The organism is Streptomyces sp. NPDC043867, assembly GCF_056435845.1.
This window is the reverse complement of sequence record NZ_JBWKDS010000058.1, coordinates 20,697-36,630: the sequence shown is the minus strand read 5'-3', so window position 1 is coordinate 36,630 and position 15,934 is coordinate 20,697. Positions and strand designations below refer to the sequence as shown.

The following is a 15,934-nucleotide window of genomic DNA, read 5'->3' as shown; positions in this document are numbered from 1 at the left end:
CTCATGCTCGCGGACGGGTTGGTGTGTGAGGTGGGTCGCGTTTGGCGGCCTTCGCGGCCCGATCAACCTGGACAGACTTCCACGGCTTGTGGCAGCGTCAGCCGTGCACGGAATTCACCTTTCGCATGATGGAAGTGCAGTAATGGGGGAACGTATGACCGCGGCCGGACCGCTCTCGCTCGGCCAGCTATCGGTGTGGCACGACATCCGCGACCTGCCGGCGCACCGGCGGCACGAGCCCAACAACGCCGCCGCCTGGCCGCTGCCCCGCGGCACCGACGCCGCACGGGCCCGCACCGCGCTCCGCGCCCTCACCGCCCGCCACCCCTCGCTGCGCACCCGCTACGAGCTCCAGGACGCCGACGCACCACGGCAGTTGACGCCCGATGTCGACACCGACGACACCCTGCCCTCCGTGCCCGACGACGGCACCGCGCCCGACCGCCGCGCCGCCGACACCGAGCTCCGCATGTCGGTCTCCGAGCTGGCCTCGGAGCTGGCGGACCGCATCGCGGGCGGACCGGGACCCCTCCGGGCCCAACCCGGGCGCTGACCGGCGACGCGCCGCGAAAAGAACCGTCCGCCCGCCCGGAAGAGGACGGACGGGCGGACGGGCGGGGGACACCCTGGCCGGGGGCGGTGTCAGTGCACGGAGTCGGTAGCGGCGATCTTCTTCCAGGACCTGGGCCGCGCGGGCGCACCTTCCGCGCCCTTCGCGCCCGCGTCCCGCGCGATCGCCGCGTCCCGCGCCGCGGGCGCGCCAGGCTTCGACGGCTGGTACAGCCAGGTGCCGAAGAGCGAGCCGAGCGAGGTGCCGGACACCTTCTCCGCGTACTTCCGGAAGTCGTCGACGGACGCGTTCCCGTACGCGTACTGCTTCGGCCAGCCCTTCAGGACGGCGAAGAACGCGTCGTCCCCCACCTCGTTGCGCAGCGCCTGCACCGCCAGCGCGCCCCGGTCGTAGACCGCGATGTCGAACTGGTGCTCAGGACCCGGGTCGCCGGGCGCCACCGTCCAGAACGCGTCGTCCGCCGGGTGCGACGCGTACACGTAGTCCGCGAGTTCCTGCGCCGTGCCCTCGCCCTCGTGCTCCGACCACAGCCACTGCGCGTACCGCGCGAAGCCCTCGTTGATCCAGATGTCCTTCCAGCCGGCGAGGGACACGCTGTCGCCGTACCACTGGTGGGCCAGCTCGTGCACGACGACGGACGTGTTCGACCCGCCCGCGAACTGGCGGGGGCTGTAGAACACCCGGGTCTGGGTCTCCAGGGCATACCCGGTGGTGGTGTTCGGGACGTACCCGCCGACCGAGTTGAAGGGGTACGGGCCGAAGTAGCCGGTCAGCCAGTCGGTGATCTCCGCGGTCCGTTCGACGCTCGCCCGGGCGGCCCCGTCGTTGTCCCCGAGGTCCTTGCTGTACGCGTTGACGACGGGCACGCCGTCGGACGTCGTCCCCGTGGTGAGGTCGAACCTCCCGACCGCGAGCGTGGTCAGGTAGGTGGCCTGCGGCTTGTTGGAGCGCCAGTTGTAGCGGGTCCAGCCGAGGCGTGAACTCGTCGACTGCAGCGTCCCGTTGGAGATCGCCTGCGTCCCGTCGGGCACCGACACGGACACGTCGTAGGTCGCCTTGTCGCGTGGGTGGTCGTTGCTCGGATACCACCACCAGGCCGCCTCCGGCTCGTCCGCCGCCACGGCGCCGTCCGGGGTGCGGTGCCAGGTCGAGAAGCCGTACGCGGTCTTCGTGGACGGCACTCCGCTGTAGCGGACGACGACCGTGACCGGCGTGCCCTTGGCGAGGGGCCGGGCCGGTGTGATCTCCAGCTCGTGCTGTCCCGACGTGGCGAACGACGCCTTCGCGCCGTTGACCCGCACCTCGCTGACGTCGAGCAAAAAGTCCAGGTCGAACCGCGACAGGTCCTGCGTCGTCGTCGCCAGGAGGGTCGCCGTGCCTTCCAGCTCGTCCGTCTTCGGCTGGTACTTCAGCCGCAGGTCGTAGTGCGAGACGTCGTACCCGCCGTTGCCGTAGGCCGGGTAGTAGGGGTCGCCGATACCCGGGGCGCCGGGGGAGGCGCCGGCCGCCGATGCCGGGATCGCCAGCAGGAGGGAGGCCGCGAGCGCGCCCGGGGCGATGAGTCTGCGGTGCACAGGAGCTCCAAGTCGTAGGGTCACGGAGTCTGTTCGGAGACTATTCAGCCGCCGCGGCCACGGTCATGTCCACGGCCCCACCCGTCACACGATCGCCATTCGGCCGACATGAGCCATCACGCCGTACGCACCCGCAAGAGCCCCCTTTTGCGCGGGAGTTGACCGGGGTACCTTCCGCGCATGCCGATACGTGCGCGCCGTTGGCGCCTCACCACCTGGAGATCGCTCGCGACGGCGGCCACCACCGCCCTGCTGGCCGCCTTCGTGTCCCCCGCCGTCGCCCACAGCGCGCCCCGGGAGAGCACACCGGTCTACTCCTACGAGAACGCCATCCGCGAATCCGTATGGGTCGACACCGGACTGGACGGCGACGCCGACGGGAAGCGGGACCGCGTCGCCGTCGACATCGTCCGCCCCCGCGAACCCGCCCAGCGGGGCCGCAAAGTGCCCGTGATCATGGATGCCAGCCCGTACTACTCCTGCTGCGGGCGCGGCAACGAGAGCCAGAAGAAGACGTACGACGCGAACGGCGATGTCGTCCGGATGCCGCTGTTCTACGACAACTACTTCGTGCCGCGCGGGTACGCATTCGTCGGTGTCGACCTGGCCGGCACCAACCGCTCCGACGGCTGCGTCGATGTCGGCGGCCGCTCCGACGTCCAGTCCGCGAAGGCCGTCGTCGACTGGCTGAACGGCCGGGCCAGGGGCTACACGACCCGCACCGGCGCCGACCGGGCCGGGGCCGGCTGGACCAACGGCAGGACCGGCATGATCGGCAAGAGCTACGACGGCACGATCGCCAACGGTGTGGCCGCCACCGGGGTCGAGGGCCTGAGGACGATCGTCCCCATCAGCGCCATCTCCTCCTGGTATGACTACTACTTCGCCAAGGGCGCCCCCCTCTACGACTCCGGCCCCGAGTGGCTGTCCGACTACGTGGAGAGCCCGGACGCCCGCGCCCGGTGCGCCGCCGTCCAGCAGAAACTCGTCGACGAGGCACCGCGCACCGGCGACCGGACCTCGCTGTGGACCGAGCGCGACTACGTGCGCCACGCCGACCGGGTGCGAGCCAGCGTCTTCCTCGTCCACGGCATGCAGGACCTCAACGTCCGCACCCAGCACGTCGGACGGTGGTGGAGCGCCCTGGCCAGGAACGGCGTCGAGCGCAAGATCTGGCTCTCCCAGACCGGCCACGTCGACCCCTTCGACTTCCGCCGCGCCGCCTGGGTCGACACGCTGCACCGCTGGTTCGACCACGAACTCCTCGGCTACGACAACGGCATCGACGACGAGCCGATGGCCGACATCGAGCGCGCCCCCGACACCTGGGCCACCTCCGGCCTCTGGCCGCCGCGGGGGACCGACGGGGTGCGCCTGCACCCGGGGAAGGGCACCCGGCCGGGCGTCGGCACCCTCGGACTCCGTACCAGGTCCGGGACCGAGACCTTCACCGACGACCCGCGGCTGAGCGAGACCGACTGGGCCGCCCACATCGACGGCCCGACCCCCGAGAAGGCCGGGTTCACCACCCCGACGCTGACCCGCGACCTGCGGCTGTCCGGCTCGTCCCAGGTCACCGTCACCGCCACCCCGACCACGTCGACCGCGCACCTCTCCGCGGTCCTGGCCGACCTCGGCCCGGACACCATCCGTGACTACGCCGCAGCCGGGGAGGGCATCACGACGCTCACGGACCGCACCTGCTGGGGCGCGAGCACCGCCGGGGACAGCTCCTGCTTCAAGGAGACCGCGGCGAAGAACGCGGACGTCGACTACACGGTGGTCAGCCGTGGCTGGGCCGACCTCGGCAACCACGCGTCCGCCGCGAAGGGCGTCCCGCTCACCCCGGGCAGGGCCTACACCATCACGCTCGACCTGGCCGCCACCGACCACGTCGTGCCGAAGGGCCACCGCCTCGCGCTCATCGTCGCCGGCACCGACAAGGACCTCATCGACCCGCCGTCGAGCACGCCCACGCTGACGCTCGACCTGTCCCGCACCTCGGCCCGGATACCGCTGGTCGGCGGCGCCGGTGCCTTCGGCTCCGCGACGGTGGACTCCACCGCCACGCCGCGCCCGTCGGTCCTCGAGGGCGTACGCGACCAGAGCGCCCCCCGCCGCGTCCCGGGCGGCGGCGCCCGGTAACGTCCCGGCCCCGTGCCCCGGCCGCGGCGGTCACCGCCATGGCCGGGGCCGTCCTTTGTCCACTGCATGGCGGGGTCGGCTCCGTGGAGTTCATGGATGTGTACATCATTCAGTAGCCAGGTGAGTGTCGGCCGCCGACCGTGGCCACGCGCCCTTCACCTATGTGCCGGAATACCCTCCGTAGCCCTGTTCCAGCAGCACTGAGGGGGTACCTCGTGGCGAGGGTGACGTCGTGCCGGTGTCCACCGCTCGCGGGCCGGGTGTTCGAGCATGTGAATTCGATTCGGTCAGGACTCTTGCCACTCCATGGGGGCCCACTTATCGTCTGCGGCTAGAGAAAGCGCTTTCCAAGGCCTGGGGAACGCTGAAAGGCGGCCTTTGCGCAGGCCGCCGCACGCGGTCCTCGGTCAACCGCACCGGCTTCAACTGTTCGCAGCGCACGACCAATGAGCAGACCACGGTGAACCAGGAGTGAGCATGAGACGACCACTCGCACTGAGACTCTCCGCCGCGTCGGCCGCCATGGCCGCGGCGGCCGCGGTCGGTGTGGCAGTGACGATGCCCGAGGCGTCGGCGGCGACCGGCAGCGCCACCGGCTACGCGACCCAGAACGGCGGCACCACCGGCGGGGCGGGCGGGCAGACCGTGCGGGCCACCACCGGAACCGCGATCAACGCGGCTCTGTGCGGCCGAGCCAGCAGCAGCACGCCCATCACCATCCAGGTCGAGGGGACCATCAACCACGCCAACACCGCGCAGGTGTCCGGCGACAGCTGCAACACGGCCGCCGGAGTGATCGAGCTGAAGCAGGTCAGCAACGTCACCATCGTCGGCGCCGGCAGCGGAGCCGTCTTCGACCAGCTCGGCATCCACATCCGGGAAGCGAGCAACATCATCATCCAGGACGTGACGGTCCGGAACGTGAAGAAGTCCGGCTCGCCCACCTCCAACGGCGGGGACGCCATCGGCATGGAGGGGGACGTCCGCAACGTCTGGGTCGATCACACCACCCTCGAAGCGTCCGGAGGGGAGGACGAAGGGTTCGACGGCCTCTTCGACATGAAGGACAACACCCAGTACGTGACCCTGTCGTACAGCATCCTGCGCAACTCCGGGCGGGGCGGCCTCGTCGGGTCCAGCGAGAGCGACCTCTCCAACGGCTTCATCACCTACCACCACAACCTCTACGAGAACATCGACTCCCGTACGCCTCTGCTGCGCGGTGGCACGGCACACATCTACAACAACCACTACGTGGGCCTCAGCAAGTCGGGCATCAACTCCCGCGCCGGCGCCAAGGCCAAGGTGGACAACAACTACTTCGAGGACTCCCGGGACGTCCTCGGCACCTTCTACACCGACGCGACCGGCTACTGGCAGGTCAGCGGCAACATCTTCGACAACGTGACCTGGTCCAGCCCCGGCACCGACAACCACCCCGCCGGCCCGGATCCGCAGTCGAACACCACGGTCAGCATCCCCTACGCCCACACCCTCGACGCCGCCGCCTGCGTGCCCGACATCGTGCGCCGGACGGCGGGCGCCGGCACCGGTCTGCAGGTGTCGAACGGCAACTGCGGGGCCCAGACGCCGACGCCGACGCCGACCGCGACTCCGACCTCGCCGACCCCCACCCCCACGGCGACGCCGACACAGCCCGGCGGGACCAACCTCAGCCTCGGTGCCGGCTCCGACGGTTCGAGCAAGGCCGACGGCACGAGCTATGGCAACGTCCGGGACGGCGACCTGAGCACCTACTGGTCACCGGCCGGCGCGACCGGCTCCGTCTCCATCAAGTGGGGCTCCGCCACCGCCGTCTCCAGCATCAACATCCGTGAGGCATCCGGATCCGCAGGAAGCATCGGCTCCTGGAGGGTCCGCAACGCCGACAACGGCGCCGTCCTCGCCTCGGGCAGCGGCGCGGGCCTCATCAGCTTCCCGCGGACCTCCCTCAGCAAGATCACTTTCGAGATCACCGGTTCGACGGGAGCGCCGAAGGTGGCCGAGTTCGAGACCTACGGGTCGTAGCAGCGGGGCGGGTGGCGTCACGAGGCCCGGCGCCGCCCGCCCTCCTCGTCGGCACGGCCGCGCTCGAGCGGCCGTCGCGAAGAACGGGACCCGCCCTCCTCCGGACCGGACGCCGGCCCCGACTGCTCAGCCCCTTGCGCGCGGCGGTGCGTGTGATGGGTCGTATGGGTGTTATGAGGCAATAATTCCCCTACGGCTTCCAGGGGAAGGTGCGGAATGACAGAGGACCTGAAAGAACGGGGCGGCCGGGGAGATCCGTCCGACGTCCGCGGCGGCTCCGGCCACCGGACCGACCGGGTGGTGTTCGGCGTCACCGCCGCGCTCACCCTGGCCTTCGTGAGCTGGGGCGCGGTCGCGACGGACTCCCTGGAGAGCGTCTCCACGGCGATGCTCAACGGCCTGATCCACAACGGCGGCTGGGCCTTCATGCTCGCCGCCTCCTGCTTCGTGGTCTTCGCGCTCTGGCTCGCGGTCAGCCGCTACGGCAGGATCCATCTCGGCGCCGAGGGCGAGAAGCCCGAGTTCCGCACCGTGTCCTGGGTCGCGATGATGTTCAGCGCCGGCATGGGCATCGGCCTGATGTTCTACGGCGTGAGCGAACCGCTGTCGCACTACACCACGCCCCCGCCCGGCACCTCGCCCGCCGACTCCGGCGAACGCATGGAGACGGCGATGGCCACCACCCTCTTCCACTGGACGCTGCACCCCTGGGCGATCTACGCGGTGGTCGGCCTCGGCATCGCCTACAGCACCTTCCGCAAGCGCAGGCGGCAGACCATCAGCGCGGTCTTCACCCCGCTCATCGGCGAGAAGCACGCCAACGGCACGGCGGGCCGGGTCATCGACATCCTTGCGATCATCGCCACCGTCTTCGGCTCCGCCGCCTCACTCGGCCTCGGCGCGCTGCAGATCGGCTCCGGATTCAAGGAGCTGGACTGGATGGACGAGGTGAGCACGGGACTGCTCGTCGCCATCATCGCCGTCCTGACCGTCGCGTTCATCGCCTCAGCGGTCTCCGGCGTGCAGAAGGGCATCCAGTGGCTGTCCAACATCAACATGGTCCTGGCGCTGGTGCTCGTCGTCTTCGTGTTCGTCGCGGGCCCCACCATCATCGTCCTCGACCTGCTGCCCACCTCGGTCTTCGCCTACCTCGGCGACCTGCCCCAGCTCGCCGGGCGCACCGAGGCGGCCGGCGGGGAGGGCGTCGCCGACTGGCTGGGCAGCTGGACGGTCTTCTACTGGGCGTGGTGGATCTCCTGGACGCCGTTCGTCGGCATGTTCATCGCCCGGATCAGCCGCGGCCGCACCATCCGGCAGTTCGTCGGCGGTGTCATCCTCGTCCCCAGCAGTGTCAGCCTGGTCTGGTTCGCCGTCTTCGGTGGTACGGCGATGAAGCTGAAGGAGGGCGGCGCGCTCCGCGGTGAGTCGACCCCCGAGGGGCAACTCTTCGGCGTGCTCCAGGAGTTCCCGGCCGCGACGGCGTCCAGTCTGCTCGTGATGATCCTGGTCGGGATCTTCTTCGTGTCGGGTGCCGACGCCGCGTCCATCGTGATGGGCACGCTCTCCCAGCGGGGCGCGCTCGAACCGGCACGTCTCGTCGTCGTGTTCTGGGGTGTGGTGACCGGTGCGGTCGCCGCCATCATGCTGCTCGTCGGCAGCGGCCAGGGCGACGCGCTCACCGGCCTGCAGAACCTCACGATCCTCGCCGCCGCGCCCTTCGTCCTCGTCATGATCGGCATGTGTGTCTCCCTCATGCGGGACCTGCGCAGGGATCCGCTCGTCGTGCGCGGCGAGATGGCCTCGGAGGCCGTCGAACTCGCCGTGATCGAGGGGCACAGGAGATACGACGGCGACTTCGAGATCAGGGTCGGCCCGGGGGCCGGCACGGACACGGAGGGAGACCCGCTCGGGCACGACCACGGCTGAGGCGTCAGCGGCCGACGAGCCCGGCCGCCTCCCGCGCGCATCCCCAGGCCACGGTGACACCCGCACCCCCGTGACCGTAGTTGTGCACCAACAGCCGTCCTTCGGGCAGCACTTCGCGCTCCAGACGCACCGAGTCGCGCACCGGCCGCAGCCCCACCCGGTGGCCGAGGACACGGGCCCCGGCGATCTCCGGCCGCCGCGCCGTGCAGCGCTCGACGATCCGCGCGGCCGCCGCGGGGCCGGGCGTCAGCGACCAGTCGTCCTCGTCGGTCGTGCCGCCGAGGATCAGCCGGTCCGGCTGCGGGAACAGATACGTGGTCGTCCCGGCGGACGCGTCGGTCGAGACCACGTACGTGCGCAGGCCGGGGTTCTCCACGATCACCAGCTGCCCGCGCACCGGCCGCACCGCGGGATCCGGCACGAGGTCGCGGGCACCGAGGCCCGTGCAGTTGACGACGACCGGCGCCGCCGCCTCCGCCAGGTCCGTCACCGTGCGCGCCGCGACCGTCCCGCCGGCCCGGAGGAGGCGCTCGCGGAGCCACCGCAGATGCACCGGCATGTCGATCAGCGGCAGCCGCGCCCACAGTGCCGTCCCCGCGTACTCCTCGGCCGTCGCCGCCCGTACCCCCGGCACCTGACTGATCCACGGGTCCCGCGCGTCCAGCCGGGTCTCGCCCTGTACGCCCTCGACCATGCGTACACCGGTCTCCGCGGGGCGCTCCGCCAGTTCCGCGTACACCGACAGCGAGTGCAGGGCCCACGCGCGGGCCGACTCCGCCGGCTCGATGCGGTACGGCCACCACAGGGCGCCCGCAACGGCCGAGGTGGTCAGCTCGGCGGGCTCCCGCGTCCACACCCGGACCCGCAGGCCGCTCTCCGCCAGCACCACGGCCGTCGTCAGTCCTATGACGCCGCTGCCGACCACGATCACGTCACCGCTCACAGCTCTCTCCACGCGGGGACGGTAGCGGACCATGTCCTCCCGCGCTCGCCTCACCGCGGGTCCGGGAATACTCAGGGCATGGCTGGCGAGTACGCGACCTTCGGCCTGGCACCGGCGACGCGTGCCGGTGACGACTAAGAGTGACGCGGAGTGTGCCGGCCGAGGCGATGACCTGCGGAAGGCGCAGACGCCGGTGCCGCGGCTGAGGCCGGTGCGGGGCCGTGTCCGTCCGGGCGGAAAACCGGGGCGGGAGCGGGCGGGGCGGGCCGTTAGGATCGGCGTTCTGATGACTGCCACTCTCGTCGCCAAGAATCTCGCCGCCGGACACGGCGACCGCTCACTCTTCTCCGGGCTCGACCTCGTCGTCGCGCCCGGCGACGTGATCGGGCTCGTCGGTGCCAACGGCGCCGGCAAATCCACCCTGCTGCGGCTGCTCGCCGGGCTGCTCACCCCGGAGGAGGGGGAACTGCGGCTGTCCCCGCCCGGCGCGTCCGTCGGGCACCTGCCGCAGGAGCCGGAGCGCCGGCCGGGCGAGACCGTACGGGACTTCCTGGCCCGCCGTACGGGCGTGGCCGAGGCGCAGCGGGCGATGGACGAGGCCACCCAGGCCCTGGTGGACGGGGCGCCGGGCGCCGACGACGCGTACGGCACCAGCCTGGAGCAGTGGCTGGGCCTCGGCGGCGCCGACCTCGACGAGCGGGCCGAGGAGGTCGCCGACTCCCTCGGGCTCGGCGTCGGACTCGACCAGCCGATGACGTCCCTGTCCGGCGGCCAGGCCGCCCGCGCGGGCCTCGCCTCGCTGCTCCTGTCCCGCTACGACGTGTTCCTGCTCGACGAGCCCACCAACGACCTGGACCTGGACGGCCTGGAACGGCTCGAACGCTTCGTGAGCGGCCTGCGCGCGGGCACCGTCGTCGTCAGCCACGACCGCGAGTTCCTCAGCCGCACCGTCACCAAGGTGCTCGAACTCGACCTCGCGCAGCAGGAGATCACCCTGTACGGCGGCGGCTACGAGGCCTACCTCGAAGAGCGCGAGACCGCCCGCCGGCACGCCCGCGAGGACTACGACGAGTACGCCGACAAGAGGTCGGCGCTCGAAGGGCGCGCCCAGATGCAGCGCTCCTGGATGGACAAGGGCGTCAAGAACGCCCGGCGCAAGGCGAACAACGACAACGACAAGATCGGCCGCAAGTTCCGCAGCGAGGCCAGCGAGAAGCAGGCCGCGAAGGCCCGCCAGACCCAGCGCATGATCGAGCGGCTGGACACCGTAGACGAGCCCCGCAAGGAGTGGGAGCTGCGCATGGAGATCGCGGCGGCACCCCGGTCGGGCGCGGTCGTCGCCACGCTGCGGGACGCCGAAGTGCGGCGCGGCGACTTCACGTTCGGGCCCGCGACGCTCCAGATCGACTGGGCGGACCGGGTCGCCGTCACCGGAGCGAACGGCGCGGGCAAGTCGACGCTGCTCGGCGCCCTGCTGGGCCGGGTCCCGCTGGACGCGGGGCACGCGGCCCTCGGCTCCGGCGTGGTCGTCGGGGAGGTCGACCAGGCCCGCAAGCTGTTCCACGGCTCCGAGTCCCTGCTCGATGCCTTCGGCGCGGCCGTCCCGGACACCGAACCCGCCGAAGTGCGCACCCTGCTCGCCAAGTTCGGCCTCAAGTCGCACCACGTCCTGCGCCCCGCGGCCTCCCTCTCACCGGGCGAGCGCACCCGCTCGGCGCTGGCGCTGCTCCAGGGCCGCGGCGTGAACCTCCTGGTCCTGGACGAGCCGACCAACCACCTCGACCTGCCGGCCATCGAGCAGCTCGAGTCGGCCCTGGAGTCGTACGAGGGCACGCTGCTCCTGGTCACCCACGACCGCCGGATGCTGGACGCGGTCAGCACGACCCGTCGTCTCGAAGTGGCCGACGGCAAGGTCACCGAAAGGCGCTGACCGGCCCCCTCCCCGGGAGTAACCGGGAGAGGGCCGTGAGTCCCGACCCGGAGCCGGCCCGCCCACTCCGGACGGCGCCCGCCACCGGTGCCGGCCCGCCCGCCTCCGGACGGCCCGGCACCGGACGTCAGCGGCCCCGCTCGGGGTCCGCCAGACCCGCTCGCCGCAGGGCGTCCGCCATCGCGCTGTTGCCGGGCGCGGCCGCCTGGCGGGACCCGCCGCCCGCGCCACCCCCGCGGCCCTGACGCGGCTGCTGCTGCCGCTGCCGGGGCGGCCGGCCCGCACGCTGGGGACGCCCGCCCTCCTGCGGCTGGTCCTGGGGCGCCGCCTCGTCGTCCAGCCGAAGCGTCAGCGCGATCCGCTTGCGCGGGAGGTCGACGTCGAGCACCTTCACCCTGACGATGTCTCCCGGCTTCACCACGTCCCGCGGGTCCTTGACGAACGTCCTCGACATCGCCGAGACGTGCACCAGACCGTCCTGGTGGACGCCCACGTCCACGAAGGCACCGAAGGCCGCGACGTTCGTGACGACGCCCTCCAGCACCATGCCCGACGACAGGTCGGTGAGCTTCTCGACGCCCTCCTTGAAGGTCGCCGTCCTGAAGGCGGGCCGCGGGTCGCGCCCCGGCTTCTCCAGCTCCCTGAGGATGTCCGTCACGGTCGGCAGACCGAACTTGTCGTCCACGAAGTCGGCCGGCTTCAGCGAACGCAGCACGCCCGTGTTGCCGATCAGCGACGCGACGCCGTTCCCCGCCGTCTTCCCCATGCGCCGGACCACCGGATACGCCTCGGGGTGCACGCTGGACGCGTCCAGCGGGTCGTCCCCGCCGCGGATCCGCAGGAAGCCCGCGCACTGCTCGTACGCCTTGGGACCCAGCCGGGCCACGTCCTTCAGCGCCGTACGGGACCTGAAGGGGCCGTTCGCGTCGCGGTGGGCCACGATGTTCTCGGCGAGGCCCGAGGTGATGCCGGAGACCCGGGCGAGCAGCGGCGCCGAGGCCGTGTTCACGTCGACGCCCACGCCGTTCACGCAGTCCTCGACCACCGCGTCGAGCGAGCGCGACAGCTTCACCTCGGACAGGTCGTGCTGGTACTGCCCGACGCCGATCGACTTCGGGTCGATCTTCACCAGCTCGGCCAGCGGGTCCTGGAGCCGGCGGGCGATGGAGACGGCCCCGCGCAGCGACACGTCCATGCCGGGCAGCTCCTGCGAGGCGAACGCGGACGCCGAGTACACGGACGCGCCCGCCTCGGAGACCATCACCTTGGTGAGGTTCAGCTCGGGGTGCTTCGCGATGAGGTCGGCGGCGAGCTTGTCCGTCTCGCGGGAGGCCGTGCCGTTGCCGATGGAGATCAGCTCGACAGCGTGCTCCCTGGCCAGCCGGGCCAGTTTGGCGACGGCCTCGTCCCACCGGTTCGCCGGGACGTGCGGGTGGATGACATCCGTGGCGACGACCTTGCCGGTCGCGTCGACCACGGCCACCTTGACGCCCGTACGGAACCCGGGGTCGAGCCCCAGGGTCGCGCGCGTGCCCGCCGGGGCGGCGAGCAGCAGGTCCCGCAGGTTCGCCGCGAACACGTTGACCGCCTCGTCCTCTGCGGCCGTCCGCAGCCGCAGTCGCAGGTCGACGCCGAGGTGGACGAGAAGACGAGTGCGCCAGGCCCAGCGGACCGTGTCCGTCAGCCACTTGTCACCCGGGCGGCCCCGGTCGGCGATCCCGAAGCGCCGGGCGACGATCCCCTCGTACGTGGACGGTCCTGGCTGCTCGGACGGCTCCTCCGGTTCCAGGACGAGGTCCAGCACCTCCTCCTTCTCGCCGCGCAGCATGGCGAGGACTCGGTGCGAGGGCAGCTTCGTGAACGGCTCGGCGAAGTCGAAGTAGTCGGCGAACTTGGCGCCGGCCTCCTCCCTGCCCTCCCGGACCCGGGCGACCAGCCGGCCGCGCACCCACATGCGCTCGCGCAGCTCGCCGATCAGGTCGGCGTCCTCCGAGAACCGCTCGGTGAGGATGGCGCGGGCGCCGTCCAGCGCGGCCTGTGCGTCGGCGACGCCCCTGCCGGCGTCGACGAAGGCCGCGGCGGCGGCGAGCGGCTCGGCCGAGGGGTCCTTGAGCAGGCTCTCGGCCAGCGGCTCGAGCCCCGCCTCGCGGGCGGTCTGCGCCTTGGTGCGCCGCTTCGGTTTGAAGGGCAGGTAGATGTCCTCGAGGCGTGCCTTGGTCTCGGCGCCGCGGATCCGCGCCTCCAGCTCCTCGGTGAGTCTGCCCTGCTCGCGCACCGATTCGAGGATCGCCGTGCGGCGCTCCTCCAGCTCCCGCAGATAGCGCAGCCGCTCCTCGAGCGTGCGCAGCTGCGCATCGTCGAGCATCTCGGTCGCTTCCTTGCGGTAGCGGGCGATGAAGGGCACCGTCGAGCCGCCGTCGAGCAAGTCGACCGCGGCCTTGACCTGCCGCTCCCGTACGCCGAGTTCCTCGGCGATCCTGCCTTCGATGGACCCTACGAGGGGTGTCGTCACGATCCCGTACCGCCTTCTCCACTGGGGTTGCGCGGCAATTGTGGCAGGTGACACCGACACCGGGGGATCAGGGCGGCCCCGCAACGCGCCGGGAGCCGGACGCGTGCGACGCGTCCGGCTCCCGGGCCGGTTCGGGTGGACGGGCCGTGCGGCCCGGGGCCGCGCTCAGGCCTTGCGAGCGGAGTGCGAGGCACCGCCGAACAACCGGGCCACCGCCCGGAACGGCAGGGTCACCACCGTGGCGACGGCTCCACCGATCTGGCGCAACACGTCTGCGATCGCACGAAACACGCGCTTCCCCTTTCGTCTCCCGGCACGTGGACTCCCGTCAGTTCGACGAGGCCGGGTGACATACGTCTACCTCAGTCCTTGCCGATCATGCCTTCGGGGAACGCGCCGTTCCCCAGGGCCGTGATCAGCAGTCCCTTCGCCAGCTCCGTGAGCCGCTCGACGCCCGCCGCCCCCAGGTGGGTGTACGGGGCCAGGTCCAGCCGGTCCGTGTCGGCCTCGACCGACTGCCGCAGGGCCGTGCCGACCTCGGTCAACTCGCCCTTCGCGTCGAGCAGTCCGCGCTCCCGCAGCCGGTTGGCCGCCGCCTCCCAGTCCTCCCGCGACCAGCCCCGGGTGCCCAGCGCCCACCTGGGGGCCATGCCCTTGCCGGTTGCGGTGTGGCTCACCAGCGCCTCGACGGGATCGAGTTCCGCAGCGAGCAGCACGGCGAGGTGACCGTCGCCGCGGTGTTCGCGCAGCAGTGTGGCCGCGTGCCAGAGCGCCAGGTGCGGTTCCTCGGGTACGGGCAGGTCGGCGTGCGCGGCGTACAGGGGGCGTGCCGTCCTCGTGCACGCCTCGGCGGCCCGCAGCGCGAGCTCCGCCGCCTCGGCCACTTCCTCGGAGGCGATCAGCTCCTCGCCGAGCAGCCGCCGCAGCGTCGCGTCGACGGCACGCGTGCGTGCCGCCAGGACGGCGTCCGGGGACGCGGTCCGCCACACCCCGGGCACGTGCTCGGCCACGAGTTCGTGACGGAAGTTGTAGAACGTCGCCGTGACCGTCCCCGCACCGACCGCGCCCATGGCGGCGGAGCGCGCGGCGAAGTAGGCGCCCCTCTCGTTGCCGAGTCCGATCGCGGCCATCTCCCGGCCGAGGTCCGGGGAGAAGTAGTGCGTCGAGTGCAGTGGGTTCAGGACGTTGTGGCAGCGCCGCCCGGCGCGCTCCGGCAGGGGAGAGGTCATGCCCGGCACCTTACCGACTGGTCGGTACGCGAGGAACCGCCGGACCTCCGATGGCAGGAAAGGTGGGGTGCTCGTCATTGCGGACGTGCCACCGCGTGCCGACACTCGACGCCATGAGCACCGTTCTGGTCGTCCTCTTCGACGACGTGCAGAGCCTCGACGTCAGCGGCCCCGTGGAGGTGTTCGCGGCGGCCGGGGGCACGTACCGCATCACCACCGCCTCCCTGGACGGCGCCCCTGTGCGCACCTCCAGCGGTCTGACCCTCGTGCCGGACCGGGCGCTGCACGGTGCCCCCGTCCCGCACACCCTGCTCGTCCCCGGCGGCCGGGGCACCAGGAGCCCGGCGCCCGCCCTCGTCGACTGGCTGCGCGAGCACGGACCGCGCGCCGAGCGCCTGGTCTCGGTGTGCACGGGTGCCCTGCTGCTGGCCGGCGCCGGGCTGCTGGACGGCCGCCGCGCCACCACCCACTGGGCGTTCTGCGACAAGCTCGCCCGCGACCACCCGGCCGTCGAGGTCGAGCCCGACCCCGTCTACGTCCGCGACGGACACATCGCGACCTCGGCCGGTGTCACGGCGGGCATCGACCTGGCGCTGGCGCTGGTGGAGGAGGACCGCGGCCGGGAGACCGCGCTGGCCGTCGCCCGCGGCCTGGTCGTGTTCCTGCGCCGCCCGGGCAACCAGGCCCAGTTCAGCGCCCAGCTCGCCGCGCAGACCGCCCAGCGCGCACCCCTGCGCGAGGTCCAGCAGTGGATCACCGAGCACCCCGGGGGCGACCTGGGCGTGGAGGCACTCGCCGCCCGTGCCCGTCTCTCGCCCCGGCACTTCGCCCGCGCCTTCCGGGCCGAGACCGGCGTGACACCCGGCCGGTTCGTCGGGCGGACCAGGCTCGAACACGCCAGGCGCCTGCTGGAGGACACCACCGACGGGATCGAGGAGATCTCCCGCACCTGCGGCTACGGCACTCCGGAGGCGATGCGCCGCTCCTTCGTGAAGGCCCTCGGCGCGGCACCCGCCGAGTACCGGCGCCGCTTCCGTCCCCCGCCCGCCCCCTGACAGGGAATCCCGGGGCGGTCC

11 protein-coding genes are annotated in these 15,934 nt (G+C 71.9%); 6 read left to right on the top strand and 5 right to left on the bottom strand.

The genetic code is table 11. The features are described 5' to 3' along the window. Window positions 1-142 precede the first annotated feature (142 nt). Window positions 143-553 (top strand): hypothetical protein, encoded by a 411-nt coding sequence (locus AC069T_RS35720; RefSeq protein WP_478786697.1) that lies wholly within the window; start codon window positions 143-145, stop codon window positions 551-553. Window positions 554-642: 89 nt separating this feature from the next. Here the strand turns inward: AC069T_RS35720 and AC069T_RS35715 are convergent, their stop codons facing one another. Continuing rightward, a complete protein-coding gene (locus AC069T_RS35715) occupies window positions 643-2,145 on the bottom strand; it encodes a M1 family metallopeptidase (protein ID WP_478786696.1) in 1,503 nt (500 codons plus the stop codon). A gap of 180 nt (window positions 2,146-2,325) precedes the next feature. Here AC069T_RS35715 and AC069T_RS35710 point away from each other — a divergent pair, with 180 nt between their 5' ends. The 3 genes from AC069T_RS35710 to AC069T_RS35700 all read left to right on the top strand — a co-directional run bounded on the left by AC069T_RS35710 (window position 2,326) and on the right by AC069T_RS35700 (window position 8,244). Beyond that, complete coding sequence (locus AC069T_RS35710) at window positions 2,326-4,290, top strand: Xaa-Pro dipeptidyl-peptidase (protein ID WP_478786695.1); 1,965 nt, start codon at window positions 2,326-2,328, stop codon at window positions 4,288-4,290. Between the two features lie 477 nt (window positions 4,291-4,767). After that, a complete protein-coding gene (locus tag AC069T_RS35705) occupies window positions 4,768-6,318 on the top strand; it encodes a pectate lyase family protein (RefSeq protein ID WP_478786694.1) in 1,551 nt (516 codons plus the stop codon). Window positions 6,319-6,534: 216 nt separating this feature from the next. Further along, a complete protein-coding gene (locus tag AC069T_RS35700) occupies window positions 6,535-8,244 on the top strand; it encodes a BCCT family transporter (protein WP_478786693.1) in 1,710 nt (569 codons plus the stop codon). A 4-nt stretch (window positions 8,245-8,248) separates the two neighbouring features. Here AC069T_RS35700 and AC069T_RS35695 read toward each other — a convergent pair whose 3' ends face one another. Continuing rightward, window positions 8,249-9,199 (bottom strand): FAD-dependent oxidoreductase, encoded by a 951-nt coding sequence (locus tag AC069T_RS35695; RefSeq protein ID WP_478786692.1) that lies wholly within the window; start codon window positions 9,197-9,199, stop codon window positions 8,249-8,251. A 274-nt stretch (window positions 9,200-9,473) separates the two neighbouring features. On the opposite strand from AC069T_RS35695, the gene AC069T_RS35690 reads away from it, so the two are divergent. Next, a complete protein-coding gene (locus tag AC069T_RS35690) occupies window positions 9,474-11,117 on the top strand; it encodes an ABC-F family ATP-binding cassette domain-containing protein (RefSeq protein WP_478786691.1) in 1,644 nt (547 codons plus the stop codon). A gap of 127 nt (window positions 11,118-11,244) precedes the next feature. Here AC069T_RS35690 and AC069T_RS35685 read toward each other — a convergent pair whose 3' ends face one another. The 3 genes from AC069T_RS35685 to AC069T_RS35675 form a co-directional block, all read right to left on the bottom strand. Next, complete coding sequence (locus AC069T_RS35685; RefSeq protein ID WP_478786690.1) at window positions 11,245-13,629, bottom strand: Tex family protein; 2,385 nt, start codon at window positions 13,627-13,629, stop codon at window positions 11,245-11,247. Between the two features lie 165 nt (window positions 13,630-13,794). Next, window positions 13,795-13,920 (bottom strand): LPFR motif small protein, encoded by a 126-nt coding sequence (locus AC069T_RS35680; protein WP_478786689.1) that lies wholly within the window; start codon window positions 13,918-13,920, stop codon window positions 13,795-13,797. A 71-nt stretch (window positions 13,921-13,991) separates the two neighbouring features. After that, on the bottom strand, window positions 13,992-14,858 hold the full coding sequence (locus AC069T_RS35675; RefSeq protein WP_478786688.1) for an SCO6745 family protein: 867 nt from the start codon (window positions 14,856-14,858) through the stop codon (window positions 13,992-13,994). A gap of 113 nt (window positions 14,859-14,971) precedes the next feature. Here AC069T_RS35675 and AC069T_RS35670 point away from each other — a divergent pair, with 113 nt between their 5' ends. Beyond that, the gene (locus AC069T_RS35670) at window positions 14,972-15,913 is read left to right on the top strand and encodes a GlxA family transcriptional regulator (protein ID WP_478786687.1); all 942 of its coding nucleotides are present in this window, start codon (window positions 14,972-14,974) and stop codon (window positions 15,911-15,913) included. The last annotated feature ends 21 nt before the right edge of the window (window positions 15,914-15,934 follow it).